Genomic DNA, 26,493 nt, shown 5'->3' on the forward strand with positions numbered 1-26,493 from the left:
CGCCCCACCACCGTTGACATCCAACCACCGTGCAACCCCAGCGCCCCTTTGATCCTGTTGTCACCTTCCGAAACAGCCAAGGCGAAGCCGCGCGCGGCACGCTGACCAGTCTCCAGCGCCGCTCGCTGGTGATGGAGATCTACAACCCCTATTCCATCGTCCAGGTCAGCGAGGTGCTCAGCGACCTGGTGATCCGCTCCGGCGAGCGCGCCATCTACCAGGGCAAGGCGGTGGTGGTGAGCCTGCTCAACACCGGCCTGATGGCGGTGGTCTCGCTGGCCCTGATTGACGAGTGGTCGGACCTCAATCTGGCCCGTGGCAATGTGCGGGAGGTTGGCATGGAGGCTGCCCGTTTTGTCGAGGACTGGGAGCAGCGCTTCCGGGTCAAGGAAAGTTACCAGGTGGCGGTCAGCGAGTTCCGGGCCTTCCTGTCCGAGACCGCGCGCTGGATCGACCAGGCCGACATGCTGGACTCGCTGCCCAAGGGCGAGGACGGCCGGCTGACCGATGCCGTGTTCTGGGCCATGGCCGAACCCCTGATGACCAAGGGCAAGAGCTTCCTGGTGCGGCTGGAAAGCGAGGCCGCCAGCGTGCCGGCGGACGACGCGCTGCTGCACCGCAGCTACGCCCAGGCGGCGCTGCACCCGCTGGTGCTGCGGGCGCCTTTCGTCTACCGCACCTTTGCCAAGCCGCTGGGCTATGCCGGCGACTACGAGATGGTCAACCAGCTGCTGGGCGACCCGCGGCAGGGCAGCAGCACCTACATCCAGCTGGTCAACGCGACCTTCCTGCGGGCGGCGGTGGCCGAGGCGCACCGCAACCGCATCAACATCCTGGTCGACTACCTCCGGCGCGCCGTGGCCCTGGGCGAGCAGGAAGGGCGCCAGGTGCGCATCCTCAACGTGGGCTGCGGCCCAGCGGTCGAGCTGCAGCGGCTGATCGCCTCCGGCGCGGACCTGAGCCGCCTGAGCTTCACGCTGCTGGACTTCAGCCGCGAGACCCTGGACTACACGCGCGAACGCATCGACGCGGTGATGGCCGAGACCGGCCGGCGGGTCGAGGTGAACTATGTCCAGGAGTCGGTGCACGACCTGCTCAAGCGCCCGGCCCAGTCGCAGGCGCTGGAAGGCGGCCGGGGTTTTGATTTCATCTACTGCGCGGGCCTGTTCGACTACCTGTCCGACAAGGTCTGCACCCGGCTGATCCGCTATTTCATGTCCCGCTCCGCCCCGGGCGCGCGCATGCTGCTGACCAATGTGCACTCGAGCAACCCCGAGCGCCATGGCATGGAGCACCTGCTGGAGTGGCACCTGATCTACCGCGACGAGGCGCAGATGATGTCCGTGATGTCCGAGGTCGGGGCGGCGATCGACCTGTACACCGACCAGACCGGGGTCAACGTGTTCGCGGAAACCACGCTGCCGGGGCGCGGCCCCCTGGACACTGCATGATCGCCAGGGACACCGCGTCCTACGAGCGTCAGCTGTCGGCGTTCCGGCTCGCCTACAGCAAGGCCGGCAGCATCACCTCCATCGGCCTGGTGCTCGCGGGGGTGGGTCTGGACTATTTCTCCTATCCGGAGTGGTTGACCGAGTTCTTCCTGTTGCGTCTGCTGGTGGCCTGCCTGACCCTGGGCATCCTGCTGCTGCTCTACACACGGGTGGGGGCGCAGCAGGTGCGGGTGCTCACCATGACCTGGCTGGTGCTGCCGCAGGTGATGATCGCCTGGATGATCTGGCTGACCAGCGGGGTCGATTCGATCTACTTTGTCGGCCTGCACCTGGCGATGTACGCGGTGGGCATCATCCTGCCGATCACGCTGTTCGAGGGCATCGGCTTCGGTGTGCTCACGCTGGTGCTCTACCTGATGGCCTGCACGCTCCACCCCGACGGCGTGGCCGAACCCGGCAAGCTCTACACCAACAGCCTGTTCATCCTGTTCTCGGCCATTGCCAGCGCGGTCTGCACCTGGTTCAACGAGCGGGCGCGGCTGCGCCTGTTCCAGCTGCAGCACGAGGTGGCCATGAACAACGACAAGCTGCAGGAGACCAACCGCACCCTGGCCGAGGTCAAGGGCCAGCTGATCCAGCGCGAGAAGATGGCCGCCATCGGCACCCTCTCGGCCGGGCTGCTGCACGAGCTCAACAACCCGGTGAACTACGCCCTGATGGCGGTGAACATGGGCCTGAGCGTGCCTTCGGCCAAGACCGACCCGATGCTCAAGGAGAGCCTGGACGACGCGCGCGAGGGGCTGACCCGGGTGCAGAACATCGTCTCTGACCTCAAGACTTTTGCCTATCAGAAGCCCGGTGACGACAGCCAGCGGCCCTTCCTGCTGGAGCACGCGGTGCGTTCGGCCATCCGCCTGGCCGGCTACGAACTCAAGGGCATCGAGTTGGCGCTCGACCTGCCCCAGGACACCCATGTGATGGGTGACGAGCCGGCCATCATCGGGGTGCTGATCAACCTGCTGAGCAATGCCGCCCACGCCATGCAGTCCGTGCAGCGGGCGCAGCCGCGCATCGATGTGCGGGTGGCGCCGGAGGGTGAGCGGCTGCGGATTTCGGTGCGGGACAACGGGCACGGCATCGACCCGGCCAACATCGGCCGGGTGTTCGAGCCCTTCTTCACCACCCGCGACGTGGGGGCCGGCCTCGGGCTGGGGCTCAGCGTGAGCTACGGCATCGTGCAGCGGCACGGCGGCATCCTGTCCGTCGACAGCGTGTTCGGCGAATGGACCGAGTTTTCGTTCGATCTGCCGAGGCCGCCCCAATGAAATCCGACCTGCCGGGTTCCGGTTCCGTTCCCCCGCTGGCCCGTGCCGTGCTGCTGGTCGACGACGAACCGCAGGCGCTCAAGTGGTTTGCGCGCTCCTACGGCGACGAGTTCGACGTGCGAACCGCCGCCAGCGTGCGGCAGGCACTGGAGCTGCTGGACCGGCAGGGGCACGAGGTCGCCGTCCTGCTGACCGACTACCGCATGCCCGAACGCGACGGTGTGGCCCTGCTGGCCGAGGTCCGGGAGCGGCACCCCCTGGTGTCGCGGCTGCTGATGTCGGCCTATGCCGACAAGGACGTGGCGATGGCGGCGGTCAACCTGGGCCATGTGGGGCGGATCCTGGAGAAGCCGCTGGACGAACCGGTGACCCGGCGGGCCTTGCGCGAGGCTCTGGCGGCCTGCCAGCAGCGATTGCGCGAGCAGACCCTGCTGCAGCGGCGGGACGAGGCCCTGCGAGAGACGCTCGGATTCCTGGCGCACGAGGTGGGCACGCCGCTGGCCACCGTCAGCGGCTACCTGCACGCCATGCGCGAACGCCAGCAGGCCCCTCTGTGCGGCAACACCGACCTGGTCTGTCTCACCCAGCGCCGTCCCGGCGAAATCGGCGCGATGCTGGACGCGGCCCTGCGCCGCACCGACTATGCGCAGTCCCTGGTGGCGACCTTCGTGCGCACCGCGCGCGACGCCTATCACGCCGACGGCAGCGCCAGCGAACTGGCCAGTGATCTGGTGCGATCGGTGCGCGAGGGCTATCCTTTCGATGGCGATGAGGCCGGCTGGCTGGTCTGCGATCTGCTGCAGGACTTCGTCCTGCCCGGCCAGCGCGACCTGCTGTACCTGGTGCTGTGCACCGTGGTCAAGAATGCCCTGCTGGCCCTGCATTCGGCACCGCCGGCCGAACCCCGCATCCGCATCGTGGTCGCAGGAACGCCGGACCGGGCGGTCATTGAAATCAGTGACAACGGTCCGGGCATTGCGCCGGAGGTGCTGGCCCGGCTGACCCGGGAGCCCGTCACCACCCGGTCGGCCAGTGGCGGCAGCGGCATGGGCCTGGTCTTCTGCCAGCGGGTGATGGCATCCGTGGGCGGGACGGTCGAGGTCCGGTCACCGCCCGCTGGCGGCACCGCGGTCCGCCTGCACTTTGGTGCCACGGACACAGAACAACACCATGAGGTATCCAGATGAAACCCGAGAAGATCCTGTACGTCGATGACGAGGCGATCGCCCTCAAGTACTTTGAGCGGCTGGTGGGGCCGCTGGCCCCGGTGCTGACCGCCAACTCGGTCGACGAGGGGCGGGCGGTGCTCAGCGTGCACGGCGCCGACATCGCCGTGCTGGTGTGCGACCAGCGCATGCCCGGTGAGCGCGGCAACGAGTTGTTGCGCCACGCCCGCACCCACTACCCGCACATCGTGCGCATGCTCACCACAGCCTATTCCGAGATCGGCGAGGCCATTGATGCGATCAACACCGGCGAGATCTACCGCTACATCGCCAAGCCCTGGGAGCTGGAGAGCCTGCGCTCCGACCTGAAGAACGCACTGGAGCTGTCGGCCCTGCGCAGCGAGCGCGACGAACTGGTGCGCGACAAGATGCTGGCCCAGCAGGCTCGCCTGGTGTCGGGCCGTCTGTCGTCCCTGCTCGTGATCGGCGCCGGTGCCGACCCGGCGGCGTACGAGCGCGCGCTGTTCCGCTTTGCGCAGGCGGCCCTGTGGGTGGGTGCGCAGGAGCCGGCGGTGGACTGGCACCGATGGGACCACGCCGACCTGCAGCAGGCCGAGGCGCGCCGGGGCGCCGGGGTGGCGCTGCAGGTCCGCTCCTGGCTGGAACGGTTCGGCGCCCGGCAGGACGATGCGCATGCGCTGGCGCAGCTGGCGGCTGTCCTGGGCGCAGAGGTCCGGGACGGTGTGCTGCATCTCGCCCGCACCGAGCCCTGCACGGCCCTGCTGACCGCACCCGCCGGTGGTCCGGCCTCGGCCCACGACTGCGCCTGGCTGGCCTGGCAACTCTGGACCCAGGGGCGTTTCGGCCTCCATTCGGCTGGCGAAGGCTGGATGGTTGCGCCGGCCAAGGACGAGCCCCTGCCCAAGGACTGGCTGGCCGACGCGATGGAGCGCCTGGGCAGCCTGGCTTGATCTGCGTCAGGGTCCGGGTGGTGGCTGGCCACCACCCGGCGACTACACTTGTGGGGTTGTGCGGCGCCTTGTAGCGCCGCTTCGCTTTGTTTCCCACGGGTTTCCATGAAATACGCCAAGACCGTTTTCAAGTGGCTGATGTATGCGGCCGTCGTGGCGTCGATCGTGTTCTTCGTGCGCGCCTTCATGATCCACATGGAGAAGCTGCCGCCGATTCCCCTCAACCTGGCCACCGTGGCCGTCGGCCTGCTCAGCATGATGAGCGTGGTGCTGGCCCACTTCTTCGGCACCCACGTGTGGCGCCTGCTGATGTCCGACCAGGGCCACCGCGTGCCCACGCGGCTGGCGGTGCAGGTGTTCTTCATTTCCCAGCTGGGCAAGTACCTGCCGGGCAATGTGGGTCAGTTCATCGGCCGCGGCGTGCTGGCCAAGTCCACCGGCATTCCCGTGGGTGTCGCGGTGGGCACGGCGGTGTTCGAGGGCATCTGGAACCTGGTGATCAGCTGCTTGCTCGCCCTGCTGGGCACCGTGGTGCTGTGGGACCTGCACACCGCCGACGGGGCGGCAGCACCCGCCTTCGCTTCCAAGCTGGTCTGGATCCTGCCGCTGGCCCTGGTGGCGCCCTGGCTGGGCATCAAGGTGCTCAACACCCTGCTGCCCAGGCTGAGCATGAAGATTGGCGGCGGCCGGCTGTTGCGCCTGCCGCAACTGCGCACCGCGCTGTTCGTGTCCCTGTTGATCTTGATCAACTTCATGCAGCAGGGCTATGTAGTGAAATTGCAGTCGGAATACTTATTCGCAAGTCCCGACATTGACTGGTTCAGCATCGCGCTGCTCTACAGCAGCGCCTGGGTGGTGGGCTATGTGGTGCCAGGCTCTCCCGGTGGTCTCGGGGTGCGCGAGGCGATGATGGTGGTGCTCTTCACTCCGTTGACCGGAGCTGCGGTGGCCGCCGGGCTGGCCGTGAGCATGCGCCTGACCACTCTGCTCGGAGATGCCCTGACCGTGTTGCTCGGCGTGCTCGGACGCCGCATGCAAGCGCACAAGACGCCTGCCGCCACGCCCTGAAAAGGGGGGCCGGTCGCTGAAGGGATGTTTCACGGGACCACCGTCCCGGCACCCTCAGGAGTCCTCCGTGTCCCGCCCCGAACTGTCCAACCGTTTCGTCTTCGACGACCCCCGCTACGAACAACTCGCCATCGAGGGCGAGGCCCAGTACAAGCTCGGCACGCCGTTCAACCACATGGCGTTCGACAACTTCCTGCCCGAGGACATCGCCGAGGCGATGTGGCAGGAGTTCCCCAGGGCGCAGGACATCGAGTGGCACAACTACAACCGCCCGGCCGAGCGCAAGCTGGTGTGCGTGGACGAGACCAAGTTCGGGCCGGTGACGCGCCAGATGCTCTACCAGTTCAACTCGGCGCCGTTCCTGCGCTTCCTTGAAAAGGTCACCGGCATCGACAACATGATTGCCGATCCTTCGATGCGGGGCGGCGGTCTGCACCAGACGCCGCGCGGCGGCCTGCTCAAGCTGCACGCCGACTTCAACAAGCACGACCAGAACTTCCTGGACCGCCGGATCAACGTCATCTTCTACATGAACAAGAACTGGAAGGAAGAGTACGGCGGCAGCCTGGAGCTGTGGGACCGCGAGGTGACGTACTGCGGCGCCAAGATCCTGCCGGTGTTCAACCGCCTCGCCATCTTCTCGCCGACCAGCAACACCTTCCACGGCCACCCGGACCCGCTGACCTGCCCGGAAGGCGACTCGCGCAAGTCGCTGGCGCTGTTCTATTACACGAACGGACGGCCCGACGAAGAGAAGAACGGTGCGCACACGACCATCTTTGCCGAGCGCCCGAACGAGCGCATCGGCGGCCTGCGCTGGCGCGTGTCGCAGGACTACATGCCGCCGGTGCTGTTCCGGGCCATGCGCCGCTTCCGCGAGCGGCACCTGGCCGGAACGATCCAGAAGCGCGGCTGATCAGGCCAGCGTGAGGGTCACGTCGATGTTGCCGCGGGTAGCGTTCGAGTACGGGCAGACCTGGTGGGCGGCGTCGACCAGGGCCTGGGCCTGCGCGCGGTCCATGCCTGGCAGGTGCACCGTCAGGCGCGCCGCGATGCCATAGGCCTGGCCCACGGGGCCCAGGTCCACCTCGGCGTCCACCGCCACATCGGCCGGCACCGTCAGCTTCATCTTGCCGGCCACGGCCTTGATGGCGCCGATGAAACAGGCCGAGTAACCGGCCGCAAACAGCTGCTCGGGGTTGGTGCCGTTGCCAGGCGCGCCGGGCGGCGTGTGCTTGACGTCCAGACGGCCGTCGTCGGAACGCGAGGCGCCGTCGCGGCCGCCGGTGGTGTGGGTGCGGGCGGTGTAGAGAACTTTGTCGAGAGAGGCCATGGTCGGGTCTTTCATGAAAAGCTTGCGCAGCAAGCGGGTGGGTGAAGGGGTCAGGCGCTGAGCCGGTCGCGCAGCGTCTGGATCTGTCGGGTCAGGGCAGTGACCTCGTCGAGGGTGCACTGCGCGGCCTGCATCACGCAGGCGGGCAAGCGGGCCGCCCGGGCCTTGAGCCGCCGGCCGGCCGCGGTCAAGCGGATCAGCACGCGGCGTTCGTCGGTGGTGTCCCGCAGGCGCGAGACCAGGTCGGCCGCCTCCAGTCGCTTGAGCAGCGGGGTCAGGGTGCCCGAGTCGAGGTGCAGTCGTTCGCCCAGTGCCGAGACGGTTTCGCCGTCGCGCTCCCACAGCGCCAGCATGACCAGGTACTGGGGATAGGTCAGGCCCATCGACTCCAGCAGCGGCTTGTACAGCTTGGTCATGGCCAGCGAGGCCGAATAGAGCGCGAAACACAGCTGGTTGTCCAGCAGCAGGGCGCGGTCGTCGAGCGGTGGTGTGGAAGGCATGGGGTGAACTGTAGCTGGCAATTAAATTGCACACAATTTAATTGCCAGAAACCTTTGTACAGGAAGGGTCAAACCACCAGCGGCGGCTTCTGCATTTCTTCGATCTGTTCGACCAGCATGTCCACCTGGCCCTGCCAGAAGTCGCGGCCGCCGAACCAGGGGAAGTTGATCGGGAACGCCGGGTCGTCCCAGCGGCGCGCGATCCAGGCGCTGTAGTGCACCAGCCGCAGCGTGCGCAGCGGTTCGATCAGGGCCAGCTCGCGCCGGTCGAAGTCGCGCATCTGCTCGTAGCCGTCGAGCAGGGCGCCCAGCTGCTGCGTCTGCTGGCGCCGTTCGCCCGAGAGCAGCATCCACAGGTCCTGCACCGCGGGGCCGGTGCGCGCGTCGTCCAGGTCGACGAAGTGCGGGCCGGCGCCGGGCTCGCCTTCGGGTGTCCACAGGATGTTGCCGGGGTGGCAGTCGCCGTGCAGGCGGATGAGGGCCACGCCGCCGTCCGTGGCCGAGGCCCGGACCGGGCGCAGGGCCGGGTGCGACTCGATGATCTGCAGCGCTTCGTCCAGCGTCTGGCGCCAGGCGCTGCGCACCTCGGGCGCCACGGCCTCGTGCGTGAGCAGCCAGTCGCGCGGCTCGTGGCCGAAGCTGGCGGCGTCGAGCGCCGGCCGCTGCGCGAAGGGCCGGGCGGCGCCCACGGCGTGCAGCCGCGCGAGGAAGCGGCCGGTCCACTCCAGCACGTCGAAGTCCTCGAGTTCGGGGCGCCGTCCGCCCCGCCGCGGGCTCACGCTGAACAGGAAGCCGCCATGGCGGTGCAGCGTGTGGCCGTCGATGGACAGCGGTGCCACCACCGGCACATCGGCGGCGGCCAGCTCGGCCGCGAAGGCGTGCTCTTCGAGGATCTGTGCCTCGCTCCAGCGGCCCGGCCGGTAGAACTTGAGGACCACCTGCGCGTGCCCGTCCAGAGGCGTCTCCAGCGCCGCCTGGTAGACCCGGTTCTCGTAGCTGCTCAGCGCGGACAGGCGCCCGTCGCCCCACAGGCCGAGGCTGGCCAGCGCGTCCTGCACCACGTCGGGTGTGAGCGTTTCGTAGGGGTGTCGCGGGTCGGTGGCGTGCATGCGCCGATTGTGACCGCCTGCGACAATCCAGGCATGCCCAAAGCCGCCCGCCGCACCCCCGAAGCCCCCAGCCTGCAGGCCCAGTTGCCCGAACTGCGCGAGGGCCAGTCCGTCGAACTGCTCAAGGAGCTGCACATCCTCACGCGCGAGGGCAGGCTCAACCAGGACACCCGCCGCAAGCTCAAGCAGGTCTACCACCTGGTCCAGTTCATCGAGCCGCTGCTGGCCGAGGTGCTCAAGGACCGCGGCGACGTGACCCTGGCCGACCACGGCGCGGGCAAGTCCTACCTCGGCTTCATCCTCTACGACCTGTTCTTCAAGTCGAAGCCGGTCGGCTGGGTGTACGGGGTCGAGACGCGCGCCGAGCTGGTGGAGAAGTCGCGCGCGCTGGCGCAGCGGCTGGGCTTCGCGCGCATGGGTTTCCTGGCGACGACGGTGCAGCAGGCGCTGGACCACCCCGAGTTGCCGGCGCGGATCGACGTGGTGACGGCGCTGCACGCCTGCGACACGGCCACCGACGACGCCATCGCCTTCGGTCTGGCCAAGCAGGCCCGCTTCATGGTGCTGGTGCCGTGTTGCCAGGCCGAGGTGGCCTCGGTGATGCGCCAGCACAAGGCGCTGTCACTCGCCCGAACACCGCTGGCCGAACTCTGGCGGCACCCGCTGCACACACGCGAGTTCGGCAGCCAGATCACCAACGTGCTGCGCTGCCTGCAGCTCGAAGCCCACGGCTACCAGGTCACGGTCACCGAACTGGTGGGCTGGGAGCACTCGATGAAGAACGAGCTGATTCTGGCGCGCCGCCACGACGGTCCGCAGGGCCAGCGGCTGCGCGCCCGCGAACGCCTGCTGCAGATCGTCGACGAACTCGGCCTGCAGCCGCTGCGCGAGCGCTTCGCGGTCTGAGGCCCGCGCCGCGTGTGCGGCGTGCGGGCTCAGGTCAGGGGCTTACTTGGCGGCCGGCTTGGCCACGGGCTTGGCGGGTGTGGCGGCGGCTGCGGAGGTGGCTGCCGTCAGACGCTCGCCCAGGGTCTTCTCCAGCGCCTGCACGCGGGGCTCGACGGTGGCGCGGGTGTCGGACACCAGCCTGGCCTGCAGCGACTGCTGCATCTCACCGCTGAGCTGCTGGTACTTGCCGTAGGCCGGGGACTCCAGCATCGCCACGATCTCGCGCAGCTCGTCCTCGTTGAATTTGCTCTCCAGCACCGCGCCGATGGTGGCCGGCGCCAGTTGCTGGGCACTGCGCCGCACCAGGGGCACGGTGTCCTTGAGGTACTTCTGCAGCTCTGACTGGACCTCCTTGGCGACCGTCTCCTGCCGGTCCTTGGGCACCTTGGCGGCAATGATCTCGGAGGCCCGGTCGGCGAGCAGCACAGCGGGCTCTTCGGTCATGGCCGTGGCCAGCCGCTCGATGCCGCCTTGCTGCAGCTTGAGCACGCGCTGGATCAGCTCCTTCTTGGCCGGGCTGGACGCCGCGGCGGCCGCCGGTGCGGTGGCGGGGGTGGACTGGGCGTGGGACGCGAGGGCGGTCAGCGACAGCAGCAGCGGCAGGCCAACGGTACGGGCGAGGGAAAGGCGTCGGGTTGGGGTCATGCGGCATGGTAACCCTGCGCCATTGCGGGCGTGTAACCAGACCTTCGGCGCTGGCGAGGCCGGCCGCTACCATCGTGCGATGGTCTGCAAGCCCGTGATTTCGCGCCTGCTCGCCACCGCCGTGGTGGTGCTGGCAGGGTGCGCGTCGCCTGTGCCCCGCGGCGCCGACGAGGGCGGACCGGTGGCCGCCTGCCAGCGGTGGCTGCAGCAGCTCGACGAACAGACCGATGCGCATGCGGTGCGCGACGGCGGCGCGGCCCGCATCGCCGGCTTCCCCTTCGTCCGCGTCGACCGCCTGCTGGCGTCTTTCCGCGACGAGGCCTTGCAGGATGCTGCGCGCTGGCAGGCCTGGGGCGAGCGCCTGCAGGCGCTGGACCAGGTGGCGCGCAGGGCCGAGATTCGCAACCTGCCGCGCGCCGCCGTGGATGCGCTGGGCGCCGTGGACCGCGAGGACCTCCAGGCGCGCGCAAGGGCCTGCGGCCCGCTGCTCTGGCAGGCGCTGTCGGCCGACGAGGCCGCCCGGCGCCGGCTGCGCGACGCCGCGTTGGTGCCCGACGACTACAGCGTTGCGCTGCGCACGCTGGGTCTCTACCCGCTGAGCCAGTGGCCGTTTTTCTCGGGCGTGGAGCGCGAGCTGCGGCAATGGCAAAGCCGCTGGATGGCCTCGCCGCCCGCGGACGCACCGGGCTGGGCCCGCTACCGGCCCGCGACCGGGGCCGCAGCGACGGTGCCGTGGACGCCGCTGCCGGTGGACGCTCTCGGTATTCCGGCACCCGACGCCGACACCGCCCGCCGCCTGCTGCAGGCCTACGCGCCGGTGGTGCACATCGAGACCCGTTCCGACGCCGACCGGCCCGGCTGGCTGCGCTGGGGCGAGGGCCCGGCGCCCGAGGTCCAGACCGCGCAGCCGGTGCTCTACCAGCGCATCGCCCACACGCGCTACGGCGACCGGGTGCTGCTGCAGCTGGTCTACAGCCTGTGGTTTCCCGAGCGGCCGGCGCGCCACGGGCTGGACCTGCTGGCCGGTCGAGTGGATGCGGTGGTGCTGCGCATGACCCTGGACGAAGGCGGTCGGCCGCTGATGCTCGACAGCATCCACGGCTGCGGCTGCTACCACGTGTTCGTGCCGGCGCGCAGCATGGACCTGCGCCCGCCGCCGTCGGCGCGCATCGAATGGGCGTTCGTGCCGGCCACACTGCCCGAGCTCGCGCCGAGCCAGCGCCTGCGGGTGCATCTGAGCGCATCGGACCACCAGCTGGTCGGTGTGGCCGCCGATGAGGGAGGCGCGGCGGGGACGACCTATTCGTTGGAGCACGAGGACCAGCTGCGCAGTCTGCCCACGGCGGACGGCGGCCATCGCAGTGCGTTCGGGTCCCATGGCATCATGCCGGGTACCGAGCGCGGCGAACGGGTCCTGTTCTGGCCCATGGGCATCGAGAGCCCCGGCGCGATGCGGCAGTGGGGGCGGCACCCGACGGCCTTTGTTGGCCGCCGCCATTTCGACGAACCGCGCCTGCTGGAACAGCGTTTTCACTGGCGTCAAGAGGCCGCCGCCCCCTGAGGGGTTTCGTCCTGTTACATGACAGCACCTTCCCGGGGTGGTACACCCGGGGGCCGGGGCGCCGCCCTCCAACCATTCTTTTTCTGCATGGTGACCGACTTTCCCTTTCTTCTTCAGTCCATGGCCTGGCCCCTGGTGCTGCTGGTGGCCTGGTATCTGGGCGAGCGGCTGCACGAATGGGCCAACCTGCCGCGGGTGACCAGCTATGTGGCGGTGGGCCTGGTGGCCAGCCTGATCAACCTGCCGGGGCTGACCGACGCCGTGCCGGGCCTGCCCTTCCTGGCCAACGTGGCGCTGTCGCTGATCCTGTTCGAGCTGGGCTACCGCATCCACCTGCGCTGGTTCCGCCACAACCCCTGGGTGCTGGCGCTGGGGCTGGTGGAGTCGGTGCTGACCTTCGCCACGGTGTACTGGGTGTCGGGGCTGTTCACGCTGCCCACAGACACCCGGCTGATCATCGCGGCGCTGTCGGTGTCCGCCTCGCCCGCCGGCATCGTGCGGGTGGCCAACGAGATGCGCAGCGCCGGCCAGGTGACCGAGCGCGTGCTGCACCTGTGCGCAATCAACTGCCTGGTGGCCGTACTGGCGCTCAAGCTGGTCATCGGCTACTGGCACCTCTCGACCTCGGGCGACCTGGTGCTGGCGGCTTTCGGCAGCGTGCACGTGCTGGTCACCTCGGTCGCCGTGGGGGCGCTGCTGGGCGTGGGCATGCCCGCACTGCTGCGCTCGCAGCGCATCCAGGAGCGCGACGTGACCCTGGTGTTCGCGCTCGCGGTGGTGCTGCTGACCACCATGGCCTACGGCCTCAAGCTCTCGCCGCTGCTGGCCGCGCTGACCTTCGGCATCGTGGCGCGCGAACGCCGCGTGCACCTCACCAACGCCCAGCGCGGCTTCGGCACCGCGGGCGACATGCTGACGCTGTTCCTGTTCGTCTACATCGCGGCCCTGCTGGACTGGAGCGAGATCGGTGGCGGCGTGCTGCTGGGGCTGGTGCTGATCGTCGTGCGCATCGCCACCAAGGTGGTGTGCAACGTGGCCGCGGCGCGCCTGTCGGGCAGCACCGAGCGCAAGGGTCTGCTGACCGGCCTGGCGCTCACGCCGATGTCGGCCTTCGCCATCCTGCTGCTGGAACAGAGCCGCCTCTACGGCTTCGAACCCGCCCGCCAGGTGCTGATGGTCCTGGCGTTCATGATGGTGCTGCAGGAGCTGTTCGGCCCTCTGGTGACGCAGCGCGCCCTGCAGGCGGCGAGCGAAACGCATGTGACCCGGGAGTGACGCAGACATGCCGCTGGAAACTTTCAAGGCCTCCGAATCCCTCACGCTGGGCGTCGAGCTCGAACTGCAGCTCGTCAACACCTACGACATGGACCTCTCCAGCAGCGCCAACGACCTGCTGGAGTTGCTGCGGCGCAAGCCCTTCCCGGGCGTGGTCACGCCTGAGATGACGCAGAGCATGATCGAGATCGCCACCGACGTGCAGCACATGCACGGCCCGCTGCTGGCGCAGCTGCGCGAGATCCGCGACACCCTGGTGAATGCGGGTGACCGCCTCAACATCGCGCTCGCCGGGGGCGGCACCCACCCGTTCCAGCGCTGGTTCGAGCAGCGCATCTTTTCCAAGCCGCGCTTTCAGGAGCTCTCGGGGCTGTACGGCTATCTCGCCAAGCAGTTCACCGTGTTCGGGCAGCACGTGCACGTGGGCTGCAGCTCGCCCGACGAGGCGCTGTTCCTGCTGCACTCGCTCAACCGCTATGTGCCGCACTTCATCGCGCTGTCGGCGTCCTCGCCGTTCTTCCAGGGTGTGGACACGCTGTTCGACTCGGCGCGCCTGAACTCGGTGTTCGCCTTCCCGCTCTCGGGGCGCGCTCCCTTCACGCTCAGCTGGGACGAGTTCGCCAACGTGTACTTCACCAAGATGGAGAGCACGGGCGTGGTCAAGTCCATGAAGGACTTCTACTGGGACATCCGGCCCAAGCCCGAGTACGGCACCATCGAGCTGCGGGTCTGCGACACGCCGCTGACGGTGGAACGCGCCGCGGCGCTGGCCTGTTACCTGCAGTGCCTGTGCCGCCACCTGTTGCAGCGCGACGAACCGCCGCCGGTCGAGGACGACTACCTCGTCTACACCTACAACCGCTTCCAGGCCTGCCGTTTTGGTCTCGACGGCATGATGGTCAACCCCAAGACGCGCGAGCAGATCAGCATCCGCGAGGACATCCTGGCCACGCTGCGCAAGCTCGGCCACCACGCCGATGTGCTGGAGGCGCAGGCCGCGCTGGACGAGGTCGAACGCACCGCGGCGCGCGACGGCAACCACGCCACCTGGCTCCGCAAGTGTTACGCCGAGAGCGGCAGCGTGCAGGGGGTGGTGGCGGCGGCGGTGGACGCTCTGCGCGCCTGATGGGGCCGCGAGGTGGGGCCGGCCGGGTCCCCGCTCGCCGGAAAACTGACAGGTGATTACCGCTTATCTCGCAGCTTGTCAGGCAATTTCCTACAACGCGAATGGCAAGGCGCCGACTTAACGTCTTGAAACAGGATGAATACAGTTTGTGACATCGACAAACGCCTTGTTTTCACCCCGTTTTCTCCAGGACACCGCCATGAACTCCACCGACAGCCTCAACCCCTTCGTCCTCATGCTCGATCCGGAAGCCGTGATCACGGCCATGGAAAGCAGCCGCGACCTGCGCGGCCTGCGCCACCGCGTGTGCCGCCCGCTGGACAAGCCCCTGATCCCGATCACCCACCACACCCTCACACAGCGCAAGGCCGTCCGTGCCTACGACGCAGCGATCGACAATGAGGCCTTCATGGACTCGGGCGTCGAGTTCTACGCCGCAGCCCAGCCGGCCCTGCAGCTCGCCGTGCACTGATCACTTCGCAAAGCGTTTGCGGGTCAGCGCCAGCGCGACCCAAAACGCGCCGACCGCGTAGACCGCCAGCACCGCCAGGTGCACCAGAGGCCGATCGGGCCACTGGTCCATGAACAGGGGGCGCACCAGCGCGACGGCATTGGTCAGCGGCAGCCATTCGGAGATGGCGCGCACCAGACCCGGCAGCTGTTCCCGGGGAAAGAAGACACCCGAGAGGAACATCATCGGTGTCAGGAACAGCGTGAAGTAGTAGGTGAAGAAGTCGTAGCCCTGGGCCAGCGCGTTGAACACCAGGGCGATGCACGAGAAGGTGATGCCCGCCACCAGCAGGACCGGCAGCACCAGCAGCAGTTTCGGTGAGTGGCTGATGCCCAGCGCGAGCATCACGCCCAGGATGGCCAGCACCGTGAACAGGGCCTTGAAGGCCGCCCACAGCATCTCGGCCAGCACCACGTCGTCCAGCCGCACGGGCGCATTCATGATGCCGTCCCAGGTCTTCTGCACATGCATGCGCGAGAAGGCGGAGTACAGCGCCTCGAAGCTGGCCGCGTTCATCGCGCTCATGCAGATGCTGCCGCTGGCCAGGAACAGGATGTAGGGCACGGCCTGCTGCCCCTGCGGCGTGGACAGGCTCACCTGGCCCACCAGCGCGCCCATGCCGTAGCCGAAGGCGACCAGCCACATCAGCGGCTCGGCGATGTTGCCGACCAGGCTGGGCAGCGCCAGTTTCTTCCAGACCAGCAGGTTGCGCTGGAACACGGGCCACCAGCGCATCGAGAGACGTGGGGCGGACCAATGGGATGGGTTGCTCATCAGCCGTCTTCCCGTATTTGTCTGCCGGTCAGTTTCAGAAACAGGTCTTCCAGATTCGCCGGCCGGTGCAGGGTGCGCAGATCGTGCATCGGCGCCAGCGCCTGCAGCAGCGACCGGGCGTCCTGGGTGTAGAAGAACACGGTTTCCCCGCTGACCTCGACCCGCCCGGCCAGCTGGCGCAGGGCGGCGTGTGCCGGTGCGTTGTGCAGCGCCAGCGCGCCGGCACCGTAGACCTCCACCACCTCGGGCTCCAGGTGCTGCGCGATCAGCTCGCGCGGCCGGCCCTCGGCGATCTTGCGGCCGTGGTCCAGCACCAGCAGGCGCGAGCACAGGCGCTCGGCCTCGTCCATGAAGTGGGTGGTCAGCAGGATGCTCTTGCCCTGTTGCAACAGCAGCTGCAGGCGCTCCCACATCAGGTGCCGCGCCTGCGGGTCCAGCCCGGTGGTGGGCTCGTCGAGCAGCAGCAGTTGCGGGTCGTTGACCAGGGCGCGCGCCAGCGACAGCCGCCGCTTCATGCCGCCCGAGAGCTCGCCGGGTTTGGCATCGGCCTTGTGCGACAGGGCGGCGAACTCCAGCAGCTGCGGAATGCGCGCGCGGATGGACGCGTCCTTCAGGCCGAAGTAGCGGCCGTACACCAGCAGGTTCTCGGCACAGGAAAAATCCGGGTCCAGCGTGTCCATCTGGCTGACCACGCCCAGGCGCTGCTTGACCGCCAGCGCCTCCTGCGGCATGGGCAGGCCGAAGGCGGTCACCGCACCGGCGTCCGGTGCCGTCAGGCCCAGGCACATGCGGATGGTGGTGGTCTTGCCGGCGCCGTTGGGGCCGATCACGCCCAGGCACTCGCCCGGCGCGATGCCGAACGAGAGGCGGTCGACCACCGTCTGGCCGCCGTAGCGCTTGACCAGGTCCCGGCACTTGAACAGCAGTTCACTCATGGCGGCCGATTGTGCCGTGCCCGCCGTGCCCCTGCGGGCGGAAATGGCGGGTGAAAACGGCCGTCCTACAATGCCGGCTTCCCGGCCGAACGGTCGTCTGACGCCGCGTCCGGCTCGCTCCAAAGTGTCCCTTCCCCCCGCCGTCGCTCTGCAATACCTGCTGCCCAAGACCGCGATCACGCGGTTTGCCGGCTGGTGCGCCCACTCGCGCGCTACCTGGTGGACGCACAACGTGATTCCCTGGTTCATCAAGCGCTACGGCGTCAACATGGACGAGGCGGTCAACCCCGATCCGCGCAGCTACGCCACCTTCAACGAGTTCTTCACCCGGCCGCTGCGCGCCGGCGTGCGCCCGCTCGCGCGCGACGGATTTGTCTGCCCGGTCGATGGCGCGATCAGCCAGCTCGGTGCCATAAAGGACGACCAGATCTACCAGGCCAAGGGCCACCGCTACAGCACCCGCGCGCTCGTGGGGGGCAGCGCCGGCCTGGCCGCGCAGTTCCGCGGCGGCTCCTTCGCCACGATCTACCTCAGCCCCAAGGACTACCACCGCATCCACATGCCCAGCAACGCGCGGCTGCGGCGCATGATCTACGTGCCCGGCGAGCTGTTCTCGGTGAACCCGGTGACGGCGGCGCACGTGCCCGGTCTGTTCGCACGCAACGAGCGCGTGGTCTGCGTGTTCGACGTGCCGCACGGTGTCAACGGCGAGACCCGTCCGTTTGCGCTGGTGCTGGTGGGCGCCACCATCGTCGGCAGCATGGCCACGGTCTGGCACGGTGTGGTCAATCCGCCGCGCACCCGCAACGTGCGCGAATGGACCTACGACGACGAGCCCTGCCTGCTGCAGCGCGGTGAGGAGATGGGCTGTTTCCTGCTGGGTTCCACGGTCGTCATGCTCTGGCCGAAGGACACCATCGATTTCAACCCGCGCTGGGCGGCCGGTCGGCCGGTGCGCATGGGCGAGGCCATGGGCCTTGCCGCCCCCTGACGTTTTTTCGAGGACCCTCATGACGACGCTTGGTACACCCCTCTCGCCCTCCGCCACCCGCGTCATGCTGCTGGGCAGCGGCGAACTCGGCAAGGAGGTGCTGATCGCGCTGCAGCGCCTGGGCGTGGAGACCGTCGCGGTCGACCGCTACGAGAACGCGCCGGGCCAGCAGGTGGCGCACCACGCGCGCACCATCACCATGAGCGACCCGGCGCAGCTGAAGGCGCTGATCGAGGCCGAGCGCCCGCACCTGGTGGTGCCCGAGATCGAGGCCATTGCCACGCCCATGCTGGAGCAGCTCGAAGCCGCCGGCACGGTAACGGTGATCCCGACCGCGCGCGCCGCGCGCCTGACCATGGACCGCGAGGGCATCCGTCGCCTGGCGGCCGAGACCCTGGGCCTGCCGACCAGCCCCTACCAGTTCTGCGACTCGCTGGCCGAGCTACAGGCGGCCATTGACGCCGGCATCGGTTACCCCTGCATCGTCAAACCGGTGATGAGTTCCAGCGGCAAGGGCCAGAGCAAGATCGACGGCCCGGCCGATGTGCAGAAAGCCTGGGACTACGCGATGGCCGGCGGCCGCGTGAGCCATGGCCGCGTGATCGTCGAAGGCTTCATCGACTTCGACTACGAGATCACCCAGCTGACCGTGCGCGCCAGGGGCGCCAGTGGCGAGGTCGAGACGCATTTCTGCGAACCCATTGGCCATGTGCAGGTGAGCGGCGACTACGTTGAGAGCTGGCAGCCCATGGCGATGACGCCGGCCGCCATTGAAAAGTCGCGCCAGATCGCCAAGGCCGTCACCGACAACCTCGGCGGCCTGGGCCTGTTCGGCGTGGAGCTGTTCGTCAAGGGCGAGCAGGTCTGGTTCAGCGAAGTCAGCCCGCGCCCGCACGACACCGGCCTGGTGACCCTGTGCACGCAGCACCAGAGCGAGTTCGAACTGCACGCCCGCGCCATCCTCGGCCTGCCGGTGGACACGTCCCTGCGCAACCCGGGCGCCAGTGCCGTGATCTACGGCGGTGTCGAGGCCCAGGGCATCGTGTTCGACGGCGTCGATGAGGCGCTGCGTGTGCCCGGCACCGACCTGCGCCTGTTCGGCAAACCCGAGAGCTTCACCAAGCGCCGCATGGGCGTCGCGCTGGCCCGGGCGACGGACACCGACACGGCGCGCGCCAACGCCAAGCTGGCCGCGAGCAAGGTCAGGCCCCGCGAGGTCTGACTTCACTCATGACGTAATGCGTCAATCGGATTGAGCCGCGCCGCGCGCCGCGCCGGGAAGTAGCCGAACAGCACGCCGATGGCGGCCGAGAACAGGAAGCTCAGCAGGTTCACGCCCAGGTTGAACTGGTAGGGCACGTCCATCACCGCCGACAGCGCCACCGAGGCGCCGGTGGCCAGCACGATGCCCACCAGGCCGCCGAGCGCGGCCAGCACCACGGCCTCGATCAGGAACTGCAGCAGCACCTCGCGCTCCAGCGCGCCGATGGCCAGGCGCAGGCCGATCTCGCGGGTGCGTTCGGTGACGCTCACCAGCATGATGTTCATGATGCCGATGCCGCCCACCAGCAGGCTCACGGCGGCCACCGCGCCCAGCAGCATGGTCATGATCCTGGTCGTGCCCGAGAGGGTTTCGGCCAGCTGCTTGGTGTCGAGCACGTTGAAGTTGTCCTCGTCGGTCTCGGCCAGCTTGCGGCGCTCGCGCAGCAGCTGCGTGATCGAGGCGGTCACGCGCGCGGCGTCGGCGCCATCGCTCATCGACACCAGCAGGGTGTTGACGCGGGTGTGGCCGACGATGCGGCGCTGCAGCGTCTTGATCGGCATCAGCACCATGTCGTCCTGGTCGTTGCCGAAGGCGCCCTGGCCCTTGGACGCGAGCGTGCCGACGACCTCGCAGCTCATGGCCTTGACCCGCAGCTGGCCGCCCACGGCGCTGGTGTTGCCGAACAGCTCGCGCTGCACCGTCTGGCCGATCAGGCAGACCGCCCCGCCGGCGCGCAGTTCGTCGTCGCTGAAGTTGCGGCCGTCGGCGATCTTCCAGTTGCCGGTGACCAGCCAGTCGTTGGTGCTGCCGATCACGCTGGAATTCCAGTTGCGGCCATTGGCCACCAGGGTGGTGCCGGTGCGGGCTTCGGGCGCCACCGCCAGGATGCCGCTGACCTGTCCCATGATGGCCTCGCCGTCGCTCTCCTTGAACGCGGGCGCACCGCCGCCGCCGCCCCCCGGCCCCATGCGCTGGCCGGGCCGCACCTGCAGCAGGTTGGTGCCCAGGCCGGCGATCTGGTTCTGCACCGCCGCGGTGGCACCGTTGCCGACGGTGACCATGGTGATCACGGCGCTGACGCCGATCACGATGCCCAGGATGGTGAGGAAGGAGCGCAGCAGGTTGCGCCGGATCGAGCGCAGCGCCAGGACCAGGGTGTTAAGCCACATGGCTGTCCCCTTCCGGCTGGCGTTCGCGCAGCAGGTGCGGCACCGGGTTGCGCACGTCGCTGGCAACCACGCCGTCGACGAAGCGCACCATGCGGCGCGCGTACTCGGCCATGTCGGGCTCGTGCGTGACCATCAGCACGGTGATGCCCTGCTCAGTGTTCAGGCGCCAGAGCAGTTCCATGATTTCGTGGCTGCGTTGCGTGTCGAGGTTGCCGGTCGGCTCGTCGGCCAGCAGCACCTGCGGCTCGGTGACGATGGCGCGCGCGATCGCCACGCGCTGCTGCTGGCCACCGGAGAGTTCGCCCGGCGTGTGGTGCTCCCAGCCCTTGAGACCGACCTTCTCCAGCGCCGCGAGCGCCGCCGAGTGCCGCAGGGCCGCGGGTTCGCCGCGGTAGACCAGGGGCAGCTCGACGTTCTCCTGCGCCGAGGTGCGCGCCAGCAGGTGGAAGCCCTGGAACACGAAGCCGAAGTAGCGCCGGCGCAGGCGCGCACGCTGGTCGCGCGAGAGCGACTCCACGTGCACGCCGCGGAACAGGTACTCGCCCGTGGTGGGCACGTCCAGGCAGCCCAGGGTGTTCATCGCGGTCGACTTGCCCGAACCGCTGGGGCCCATGATCGCCACGAAGTCGCCCTGCTGGATGTCGAGGTCGACCCCCTTGAGCGCCTGGAAGGCGGTGTTGCCCTCGCCGTAGGTCTTGGTGATGCCGCGCAGGCGGATCAGCGGGGTGTCGTTGACCGGGCGATCCGGCGCCGGGCCGCCCCAAGCCGGATCAGCCCCCCCGGGGGGCAGCGACCCGCGCAGCGGTGGAGCGTGGGGGCTCACGGCGTAGCCCCACTGCGTTGTTCCGTGATCACCGCCATGCCTTCGGTCAGGCCTTCGCCGCTGACCTCGGTGTTGCGGCCGTCGCTGATGCCGGTTTTGACCGGCTTGGCCACGGGCTCGCCGTTCTCCAGCACCCAGATCTGGCGCGGGCCACCACCACGGCGGTCCATGCCGGCGGTCTTGGGGCGCGTGTTCGGGGGGCGCGGCATCATCTTCGAGAGGATGCTGCCGCCGCTGGCCGGGGCGGCGCCGTTGGAAGACGCGGGCGAGAAGCGCAGAGCGGTGTTGGGCACCAGCAGCACGCCCTTGGCCTCCTTGGCCACGATGGTCGCGGCGGCGGTCATGCCCGGGCGCAGGCTCAGGTCGGCGTTGTCGACATTGAGCGTGGTGGTGTAGGTGACGACGTTGTCGGTCTTGGTCGATCCGAAGGCCACGCGCTGGATGGTGGCCGGGTAGCGCCGCGCAGGAAAGGCGCTGACGGTGAACGTGGCCTTCTGGTCGACCTTGACATTGCCCACGTCGGCCTCGTCCACCGCCACATCCAGTTTGAGCTGGGCCAGGTCCTCGGCCAGGGTGAACAGGGTGACCGCCTGCAGCGAGGCGGCCACCGCGTTGCCTGGATCGACCGAGCGCGAGAGCACCACACCGCTGATGGGCGAGCGGATCGAGGCCTTGGACAGGTTGGTCTCGTTGGTCGACAGCGCGGCGCGGGCCTCGTTGACCGCGGCCTGGGCGGCGGCCTCGGCGGCCACAGCGCGGTCCACAGCGGCCTTGGCGCTGTCGAGTTCGGTGGCCGAGGGCACCTTGCCGCCCGACAGGCGGGCGACCTCCTCGAAGCGCGCCAGCGTGGCGCGGGCCTCCCGGACCGTGGCCCCGGTCTGGGCGAGCTGGGCCTGGGCCGAGGCCAGGCCGGCGCGCGCCTGCGTGACCTGGTCCTGCAGCTTGGCGGTGTCCAGCTCCACCAGCACCTGACCGGCCTTGACGCGGTCGTTGACGTCGACCAGCACCCGCTTGACCGTGCCCGAGAGTTCGCTGCCCACGTTGACCGAGCGGGTCGGCTGCAGCGTGCCGTTGGCCGCGACCGTGAGCGTGATGTCGCCGGCCTTGAGCGGCTCGGTCACGTAGACCGGGGCGGCCTTGGCGCTCTTCTGCGACTGCCAGACGTAGAGGCCGCCGCCGGCCAGCGCCAGCGCCGCGACCGCGATCCAGGTCGAGGCGCGCTGCCACCAGCGGGGCGGACGGTCATCGCCCAGCAGGTTCTGGACGTCGGCGGGGGTGGAGGTCTTCTTGGCGTTCATGGTCATCGGGAGAAATCGGTCAGCGGGCGGCGCTCGGCGCGGCGGTGTCCGGGGTCCAGCCACCGCCCAGGGCCTTGTAGAGGCGCACATGGCCGGTGGCGAGCGAGGCCTGGGCGCTGGCCACGCTGTCCTGCGCGGACAGCAGGGTGCGCTGGGTGTCGAGCACGGTGCGGAAGTCGATCAGGCCGCTCTGGTAGCGCTGGCGCGCCAGCAGCTCGGCGTTGACGGCGGCCTCGGCGGCGGTCTGCAGGCGGGCCAGGCGCTCGCGGTCGCCCTGGATGGCGACCAGCGCGTCCTCCACGTCCTGCAGCGCGGTCAGCACGGTGCTGGCGTAGCTGGCGCGCGCCTGTTCCAGCGCCGCCTCCTGCGCGCGCACCTGGGCCTTCGCGGCGCCTCCGTCCAGCAGCGGCGCCGACACGCTGGCCAGCAGGGACCGCACCACGGAGGCGCCGTCGGTCAGGGTGCCCAGCGTGAGCGCGGACAGGCCGAGCGAGCCGCCGAGCCGGATGCTCGGGTAGCGCGCGGCGTCGGCGGCGGTCACTCGCGCCAGCGCGGCGCTGATGCGGTGCTCGGCGGTGCGCACGTCGGGGCGCTGGTGCAGGGTCTCGGCCGGCAGCGAGAGCGCGATGTCGGCGGGCGGCTGCGGCACCGGCGCGACCGCGCCCAGCGTGGCGTCCAGCGCGCCGGGCGCCTGTCCGGTCAGCACCGACAGCGCGTTCCGGGACTGGGCCAGGCTGGTCTGCAGCGCAGGAATCTGGGCCTGGGTCTGCGCCTGCGCCGCAATGGCCTGTTCCAGGTCCAGCGAAGATGCGAGGCCGGCCTGCACCCGCCAGCGCGTGATCTGCAGCGTTTCGGACTGGGCGGCCAGGTTGCGCTGCGCGATGTCCAGCCGCGACTGCAGGCCGCGCAGCTCGATCAGCGAGGCGGCGACCTCGGCCGCGAGCGACACCTGCACATCGGCCAGGCTGGTTTCGGACGCGCGGGCCTCGGCCTCGCTGGCGTCCAGGCGGGCGCGGTTGCCGCCGAAGATGTCGGGCTCCCAGCTGGCGTCAAAGCCGGCCTGGAAGCGGCTGCTGGCGTCGGCCGAGCCCGAGCGGCTGCGCTGGGCCGAGCCCGAGGCGCTGAGCGAGGGGCCGTTGTTCGCCTGCTGCACATCGCGCTGGGCGCGCGCCTGCAGCAGCGCTGCCTGCGCGCTGCGCACGCCGGGGTTGGCCTGCAGCGCCTGGGTGACCAGGGTGGTGAGCGAGGGGTCGTTGAAGCGTTGCCACCACTGGGTCAGCGTGGTGGCCGCCATCCCTTCGGCGGCGGGCGCCGCGGTCCATTGGGGCGGTACCACCGGCAGCGCGCCGCTGCTGTCAGCGTGATCGGGCGGGGACGACAGGTGGGCGCAGGCCGAAAGGCTCAACGCCAGCACAGCCGCCAGACTCACACGGCGCAGCGGTGGCTGGCGGGCCGCAACAGGGAAGGGAATTCTGTTGTTCATGTCGGAGGCATTGTGTGCGGCCCGTGCTTCTGCCGCACCGCAGAAATGTCAAGCCGAGGTAAAGCCGGCATCGGTGCTGCGGCTCAACAGCCGTGTGCGAGGGGCGGTTCAGCCTCGCCAGCGCCCGTGGCCAGGTGCAGGGTCTGCGTGGGCAGGGCGATCTGCGCGCCATGGCGCTGGACGATGCGGCCCATCGCCAGCAGCAGCTCCTGCTTGAGCGTCTGGTAGTCGACCCAGGCGCGGGTGAGCGTGAAGGCGTAGACCATGATGTCCAGCGAACTGGCGCCGAAGCGGGTGAAGTTGACGATCAGCGTCTGCGTGGGGTCGATGGCCGGGTGCTGTTGCAGGTAGGCGCGGATGTCGTCGCACACCGCCTGCACCTGCGCGAAGTCGTCGTAGCGCAGGCCGATGACTTCGTTCAGGCGCCGGTGGCTCATGCGCGACGGGTTTTCCACCACGATGCTGGTGAACACCGAGTTGGGCACGTAGATCGGGTTCTTGTTGAAGGCGCGGATGCGGGTGTGGCGCCAGCTGATGTACTCCACCGTGCCTTCGATGCTCTTGTCGGGCGAGCGGATCCAGTCGCCGACGCTGAAGGGGCGGTCCAGGTAGATGGTCAGGCCGCCGAAGAAGTTGGCCAGCAGGTCCTTGGCGGCCAGGCCGACCGCGATACCGCCCACGCCGCCGAGCGCCAGCAGCCCGCCGATCTGGAAACCAAGGCCGTGTGCGGCCGTCATGACGGTGACCACCACCACCACCAGGCGCAGCAGCTTGCTCAGCGCCAGCGCGGTGGTCAGGTCGAAGTCTTCTCCGGCTTCGGTGCGGCGGCGGATGCTGGTCTGCGTCACCTCGCCGATGAACTTCCAGAGGAACCAGGCCACGCAGACCATGAAGCCGATGTCGCGCCACAGCAGCACGGTGCCCAGCCAGTCGTGTTCGGGCCAGCGCGCATGCACCGCCCGCGCCACCAGGCTGAGGCCCACCAGCCAGACCATGGCCTGCAAGGGCCGGCGTGCGGCGCGCAGCAGCGATTCGTCCCAGGGGGTGCTGGACGCGTGGGTCCAGCGCTCGATGCGGCGCAGCACCAGGCGCAGGGCCTGGTCCACCAGCAGGGTGATGAAAAGAATGACCAGCGCCGAGGCCAGCCAGAGTTCGACGCCGATGAGGGTTTGCAGTTGTTCCGTGAGCATGAGGGGTATGGGGTGGCGCACTGCGCCTTACTGAAAAGCCACTTCCGCAAAACTGCGCAGCTTGCGGCTGTGCAGCTGGTCGACCCCGCCGGCGCGCAACAGTTCCACCGCGCGGATGCCGATGCGCAGGTGCTGGTCGACCCGCTCGCGGTAGAAGTGGTTGGCCATGCCGGGCAGTTTGATCTCGCCGTGCAGCGGCTTGTCGCTCACGCACAGCAGGGTGCCGTAGGGCACGCGGAAGCGGAATCCGTTGGCGGCGATGGTGGCGCTTTCCATGTCCAGTGCGACGGCACGCGATTGCGAAAAGCGGCGCTGTGGCGTGTTGTCGGGCAGCAGTTCCCAGTTGCGGTTGTCGGTGCTGGCGACGGTGCCGGTGCGCATGATGCGCTTGAGCTCCTGCGGCGGCACGCCGGTCACGTCGGCCACGGCCTGTTCCAGCGCGACCTGGATCTCGGCCAGCGCGGGGATCGGCACCCACAGCGGCAGTTCCTCGTCGAGCACGTGGTCTTCGCGCACGTAGGCGTGGGCCAGCACATAGTCGCCCAGCTGCTGGCCGTTGCGCAGGCCGGCGCAGTGGCCCAGCATCAGCCAGGCGTGCGGGCGCAGCACGGCGATGTGGTCGGTGATGGTCTTGGCATTCGCGGGCCCCACGCCAATGTTGACCATGGTGATGCCCGAGCGGTCTTCGCGCAGCAGGTGGTAGGCCGGCATCTGCGGCAGGCGGGGCAGGGCCTTGCCCAGCGCGTCGATGGCCTGGGCCGACAGGCCGGCGCGGCGCGTGACCAGGTTGCCCGGTTCGACGAAGGCGATGTAGTCGCTGCGCGGGTCGGCCATCTCGGCATGTCCGAGCTTGATGAACTCGTCGATGTAGAACTGGTAGTTGGTGAACAGCACGAAGTTCTGGAACCAGTCGGGCGAGGTGCCGCTGTAGTGGCGCAGGCGCTGGAGCGAATAGTCCACCCGCGGGCCGGTGAACAGGGACAGCGGGTGCGGCTCGCCCGGCCGGGGCTCGTGCGTGCCGTTGGCGATGCCGTCGTCCATCACGGTCAGGTCGGGCAGGTCGAACACATCGCGCATCAGGGCGCGGCGCTCGGGGCCCATCTCGCCTTCCACATGCTCGTGTTCGGCGAAGGAGAAGTGGATCGGGATCGGCTGCGTGCTGGTGCCCACCTCCAGCTTGCCGTCGTGGTTGGACAGCAGCAGGCGGAACTGCTCCAGGTAGTAGTCGGCGTACAGGTCGGGGCGGGTCAGCGTGGTTTCGAAGCGGCCCGGGCCGGCGACGAAACCGTAGCTCAGCCGGCTCTGCAGCCCGGCCTCCTGGCGCGAGACGCTGCGCGAGTGCAGCCGCACGAAGGGGTAGCAGGCGCGGATGCGGGCGCCACCGGGCTCGGCACCCGCCACGAAGTCGTGCATGGCTTCGCGCAGGAAGGCGACGCTGCTGTCGTAGATGTGCTGCACCTGGGCCAGCGCGGCGGCCGGGTCGTCGAACAGCTGGGGGGCGATGAAGGTGGGGGATTTGTGCATGGGGCTATTGTGTGGCCAGGTCTTGTTACAGGCGCGTTCAGGGGCCGGTGGCA

At 69.1% G+C, this 26,493-nt stretch carries 25 protein-coding genes; 13 read left to right on the top strand and 12 right to left on the bottom strand.

Going from position 1 to position 26,493, the window contains the following annotated elements:
• The first annotated feature begins 29 nt into the window (after positions 1 to 29).
• From HPF_RS03190 to HPF_RS03215, 6 genes are all read left to right on the top strand, one after another.
• A complete protein-coding gene (locus tag HPF_RS03190) occupies positions 30 to 1,451 on the top strand; it encodes a class I SAM-dependent methyltransferase (RefSeq protein ID WP_066153883.1) in 1,422 nt (473 codons plus the stop codon).
• The gene (locus HPF_RS03195) at positions 1,448 to 2,776 is read left to right on the top strand and encodes a sensor histidine kinase (protein WP_133155726.1); all 1,329 of its coding nucleotides are present in this window, start codon (positions 1,448 to 1,450) and stop codon (positions 2,774 to 2,776) included. Before HPF_RS03190 ends, HPF_RS03195 begins: the two co-directional genes overlap by 4 nt.
• Positions 2,773 to 3,963 (top strand): hybrid sensor histidine kinase/response regulator, encoded by a 1,191-nt coding sequence (locus tag HPF_RS03200; protein WP_079364336.1) that lies wholly within the window; start codon positions 2,773 to 2,775, stop codon positions 3,961 to 3,963. Before HPF_RS03195 ends, HPF_RS03200 begins: the two co-directional genes overlap by 4 nt.
• Complete coding sequence (locus HPF_RS03205) at positions 3,960 to 4,913, top strand: response regulator (protein WP_079364337.1); 954 nt, start codon at positions 3,960 to 3,962, stop codon at positions 4,911 to 4,913. Before HPF_RS03200 ends, HPF_RS03205 begins: the two co-directional genes overlap by 4 nt.
• A 105-nt stretch (positions 4,914 to 5,018) precedes the next feature.
• Positions 5,019 to 5,981 (top strand): lysylphosphatidylglycerol synthase domain-containing protein, encoded by a 963-nt coding sequence (locus HPF_RS03210; RefSeq protein ID WP_079364338.1) that lies wholly within the window; start codon positions 5,019 to 5,021, stop codon positions 5,979 to 5,981.
• A gap of 67 nt (positions 5,982 to 6,048) precedes the next feature.
• Positions 6,049 to 6,897, top strand: a complete 849-nt coding sequence (locus HPF_RS03215; protein WP_079364339.1) for a 2OG-Fe(II) oxygenase — start codon at positions 6,049 to 6,051, stop codon at positions 6,895 to 6,897.
• Here HPF_RS03215 and HPF_RS03220 read toward each other — a convergent pair whose 3' ends face one another.
• From HPF_RS03220 to HPF_RS03230, 3 genes are all read right to left on the bottom strand, one after another.
• A complete protein-coding gene (locus HPF_RS03220) occupies positions 6,898 to 7,314 on the bottom strand; it encodes an organic hydroperoxide resistance protein (protein ID WP_066154081.1) in 417 nt (138 codons plus the stop codon).
• Between the two features lie 50 nt (positions 7,315 to 7,364).
• The gene (locus HPF_RS03225) at positions 7,365 to 7,814 is read right to left on the bottom strand and encodes a MarR family winged helix-turn-helix transcriptional regulator (RefSeq protein ID WP_133155727.1); all 450 of its coding nucleotides are present in this window, start codon (positions 7,812 to 7,814) and stop codon (positions 7,365 to 7,367) included.
• Between the two features lie 68 nt (positions 7,815 to 7,882).
• The gene (locus HPF_RS03230) at positions 7,883 to 8,923 is read right to left on the bottom strand and encodes a serine/threonine protein kinase (RefSeq protein ID WP_133155728.1); all 1,041 of its coding nucleotides are present in this window, start codon (positions 8,921 to 8,923) and stop codon (positions 7,883 to 7,885) included.
• A gap of 33 nt (positions 8,924 to 8,956) precedes the next feature.
• On the opposite strand from HPF_RS03230, the gene HPF_RS03235 reads away from it, so the two are divergent.
• Positions 8,957 to 9,829 carry a class I SAM-dependent methyltransferase gene (locus tag HPF_RS03235; protein WP_133155729.1) on the top strand — a complete coding sequence of 291 codons (873 nt, stop codon included), beginning with the start codon at positions 8,957 to 8,959 and terminating at the stop codon, positions 9,827 to 9,829.
• Between the two features lie 42 nt (positions 9,830 to 9,871).
• Here the strand turns inward: HPF_RS03235 and HPF_RS03240 are convergent, their stop codons facing one another.
• Positions 9,872 to 10,516 (bottom strand): hypothetical protein, encoded by a 645-nt coding sequence (locus tag HPF_RS03240; protein WP_133155730.1) that lies wholly within the window; start codon positions 10,514 to 10,516, stop codon positions 9,872 to 9,874.
• A 79-nt stretch (positions 10,517 to 10,595) separates the two neighbouring features.
• Here HPF_RS03240 and HPF_RS03245 point away from each other — a divergent pair, with 79 nt between their 5' ends.
• From HPF_RS03245 to HPF_RS03260, 4 genes are all read left to right on the top strand, one after another.
• Positions 10,596 to 12,077, top strand: coding sequence for a hypothetical protein (locus tag HPF_RS03245; protein ID WP_133155731.1), 1,482 nt, complete (start codon positions 10,596 to 10,598; stop codon positions 12,075 to 12,077).
• A gap of 120 nt (positions 12,078 to 12,197) precedes the next feature.
• Positions 12,198 to 13,352 carry a cation:proton antiporter gene (locus HPF_RS03250; protein WP_066153854.1) on the top strand — a complete coding sequence of 385 codons (1,155 nt, stop codon included), beginning with the start codon at positions 12,198 to 12,200 and terminating at the stop codon, positions 13,350 to 13,352.
• A gap of 7 nt (positions 13,353 to 13,359) precedes the next feature.
• Positions 13,360 to 14,478: a YbdK family carboxylate-amine ligase gene (locus HPF_RS03255; protein ID WP_079364344.1), complete on the top strand. Its 1,119-nt coding sequence runs from the start codon at positions 13,360 to 13,362 to the stop codon at positions 14,476 to 14,478.
• Positions 14,479 to 14,677: 199 nt separating this feature from the next.
• Positions 14,678 to 14,950, top strand: coding sequence for a hypothetical protein (locus tag HPF_RS03260; RefSeq protein WP_133155732.1), 273 nt, complete (start codon positions 14,678 to 14,680; stop codon positions 14,948 to 14,950).
• On the opposite strand, the gene HPF_RS03265 is transcribed toward HPF_RS03260, so the two are convergent.
• Positions 14,951 to 15,763 carry an ABC transporter permease gene (locus HPF_RS03265; RefSeq protein WP_133155733.1) on the bottom strand — a complete coding sequence of 271 codons (813 nt, stop codon included), beginning with the start codon at positions 15,761 to 15,763 and terminating at the stop codon, positions 14,951 to 14,953. It lies immediately after the preceding gene.
• Positions 15,763 to 16,698: an ATP-binding cassette domain-containing protein gene (locus HPF_RS03270; protein WP_133155734.1), complete on the bottom strand. Its 936-nt coding sequence runs from the start codon at positions 16,696 to 16,698 to the stop codon at positions 15,763 to 15,765. The genes HPF_RS03265 and HPF_RS03270 overlap by 1 nt, the downstream gene beginning before the upstream one ends.
• A gap of 124 nt (positions 16,699 to 16,822) precedes the next feature.
• Here HPF_RS03270 and asd point away from each other — a divergent pair, with 124 nt between their 5' ends.
• Entirely contained in the window at positions 16,823 to 17,689 is an 867-nt protein-coding gene (gene asd, locus HPF_RS03275; RefSeq protein WP_243721669.1) for an archaetidylserine decarboxylase, read from the top strand.
• Between the two features lie 19 nt (positions 17,690 to 17,708).
• The gene (gene purT, locus HPF_RS03280) at positions 17,709 to 18,911 is read left to right on the top strand and encodes a formate-dependent phosphoribosylglycinamide formyltransferase (protein WP_133155735.1); all 1,203 of its coding nucleotides are present in this window, start codon (positions 17,709 to 17,711) and stop codon (positions 18,909 to 18,911) included.
• Between the two features lie 2 nt (positions 18,912 to 18,913).
• On the opposite strand, the gene HPF_RS03285 is transcribed toward purT, so the two are convergent.
• The 6 genes from HPF_RS03285 to HPF_RS03315 all read right to left on the bottom strand — a co-directional run bounded on the left by HPF_RS03285 (position 18,914) and on the right by HPF_RS03315 (position 26,440).
• Positions 18,914 to 20,122 (bottom strand): ABC transporter permease, encoded by a 1,209-nt coding sequence (locus HPF_RS03285; protein WP_133155736.1) that lies wholly within the window; start codon positions 20,120 to 20,122, stop codon positions 18,914 to 18,916.
• Positions 20,112 to 20,843, bottom strand: a complete 732-nt coding sequence (locus tag HPF_RS03290; protein WP_243721743.1) for an ABC transporter ATP-binding protein — start codon at positions 20,841 to 20,843, stop codon at positions 20,112 to 20,114. The genes HPF_RS03285 and HPF_RS03290 overlap by 11 nt, the downstream gene beginning before the upstream one ends.
• A gap of 98 nt (positions 20,844 to 20,941) precedes the next feature.
• Positions 20,942 to 22,243 carry an efflux RND transporter periplasmic adaptor subunit gene (locus tag HPF_RS03300; RefSeq protein WP_133155737.1) on the bottom strand — a complete coding sequence of 434 codons (1,302 nt, stop codon included), beginning with the start codon at positions 22,241 to 22,243 and terminating at the stop codon, positions 20,942 to 20,944.
• A 19-nt stretch (positions 22,244 to 22,262) separates the two neighbouring features.
• Complete coding sequence (locus HPF_RS03305; RefSeq protein WP_133155738.1) at positions 22,263 to 23,726, bottom strand: efflux transporter outer membrane subunit; 1,464 nt, start codon at positions 23,724 to 23,726, stop codon at positions 22,263 to 22,265.
• An 83-nt stretch (positions 23,727 to 23,809) separates the two neighbouring features.
• Complete coding sequence (locus tag HPF_RS03310) at positions 23,810 to 24,916, bottom strand: mechanosensitive ion channel family protein (RefSeq protein WP_133155739.1); 1,107 nt, start codon at positions 24,914 to 24,916, stop codon at positions 23,810 to 23,812.
• A 27-nt stretch (positions 24,917 to 24,943) separates the two neighbouring features.
• On the bottom strand, positions 24,944 to 26,440 hold the full coding sequence (locus tag HPF_RS03315; protein ID WP_066153830.1) for an AMP nucleosidase: 1,497 nt from the start codon (positions 26,438 to 26,440) through the stop codon (positions 24,944 to 24,946).
• Positions 26,441 to 26,493: the final 53 nt, after the last annotated feature.

It is taken from the genome of Hydrogenophaga pseudoflava (assembly GCF_004353865.1).
GTDB classification, from domain to species: domain Bacteria; phylum Pseudomonadota; class Gammaproteobacteria; order Burkholderiales; family Burkholderiaceae_C; genus Hydrogenophaga; species Hydrogenophaga pseudoflava.

Coding starts and splice junctions, on each gene's coding strand:
- HPF_RS03200 (WP_079364336.1), top strand. CDS start 2,773: ATGAAATCCGACCTGCCGGGTTCCGGTTCCGTTCCCCCGCTGGCCCGT.
- HPF_RS03310 (WP_133155739.1), bottom strand. CDS start 24,916: ATGCTCACGGAACAACTGCAAACCCTCATCGGCGTCGAACTCTGGCTG.
- HPF_RS03270 (WP_133155734.1), bottom strand. CDS start 16,698: ATGAGTGAACTGCTGTTCAAGTGCCGGGACCTGGTCAAGCGCTACGGC.
- HPF_RS03315 (WP_066153830.1), bottom strand. CDS start 26,440: ATGCACAAATCCCCCACCTTCATCGCCCCCCAGCTGTTCGACGACCCG.
- HPF_RS03305 (WP_133155738.1), bottom strand. CDS start 23,726: ATGAACAACAGAATTCCCTTCCCTGTTGCGGCCCGCCAGCCACCGCTG.
- HPF_RS03205 (WP_079364337.1), top strand. CDS start 3,960: ATGAAACCCGAGAAGATCCTGTACGTCGATGACGAGGCGATCGCCCTC.
- HPF_RS03225 (WP_133155727.1), bottom strand. CDS start 7,814: ATGCCTTCCACACCACCGCTCGACGACCGCGCCCTGCTGCTGGACAAC.
- purT (WP_133155735.1), top strand. CDS start 17,709: ATGACGACGCTTGGTACACCCCTCTCGCCCTCCGCCACCCGCGTCATG.
- HPF_RS03265 (WP_133155733.1), bottom strand. CDS start 15,763: ATGAGCAACCCATCCCATTGGTCCGCCCCACGTCTCTCGATGCGCTGG.
- HPF_RS03195 (WP_133155726.1), top strand. CDS start 1,448: ATGATCGCCAGGGACACCGCGTCCTACGAGCGTCAGCTGTCGGCGTTC.
- HPF_RS03300 (WP_133155737.1), bottom strand. CDS start 22,243: ATGAACGCCAAGAAGACCTCCACCCCCGCCGACGTCCAGAACCTGCTG.
- HPF_RS03245 (WP_133155731.1), top strand. CDS start 10,596: ATGGTCTGCAAGCCCGTGATTTCGCGCCTGCTCGCCACCGCCGTGGTG.
- HPF_RS03230 (WP_133155728.1), bottom strand. CDS start 8,923: ATGCACGCCACCGACCCGCGACACCCCTACGAAACGCTCACACCCGAC.
- HPF_RS03285 (WP_133155736.1), bottom strand. CDS start 20,122: ATGTGGCTTAACACCCTGGTCCTGGCGCTGCGCTCGATCCGGCGCAAC.
- HPF_RS03260 (WP_133155732.1), top strand. CDS start 14,678: ATGAACTCCACCGACAGCCTCAACCCCTTCGTCCTCATGCTCGATCCG.
- HPF_RS03220 (WP_066154081.1), bottom strand. CDS start 7,314: ATGGCCTCTCTCGACAAAGTTCTCTACACCGCCCGCACCCACACCACC.
- HPF_RS03255 (WP_079364344.1), top strand. CDS start 13,360: ATGCCGCTGGAAACTTTCAAGGCCTCCGAATCCCTCACGCTGGGCGTC.
- HPF_RS03210 (WP_079364338.1), top strand. CDS start 5,019: ATGAAATACGCCAAGACCGTTTTCAAGTGGCTGATGTATGCGGCCGTC.
- HPF_RS03240 (WP_133155730.1), bottom strand. CDS start 10,516: ATGACCCCAACCCGACGCCTTTCCCTCGCCCGTACCGTTGGCCTGCCG.
- HPF_RS03235 (WP_133155729.1), top strand. CDS start 8,957: ATGCCCAAAGCCGCCCGCCGCACCCCCGAAGCCCCCAGCCTGCAGGCC.
- HPF_RS03250 (WP_066153854.1), top strand. CDS start 12,198: ATGGCCTGGCCCCTGGTGCTGCTGGTGGCCTGGTATCTGGGCGAGCGG.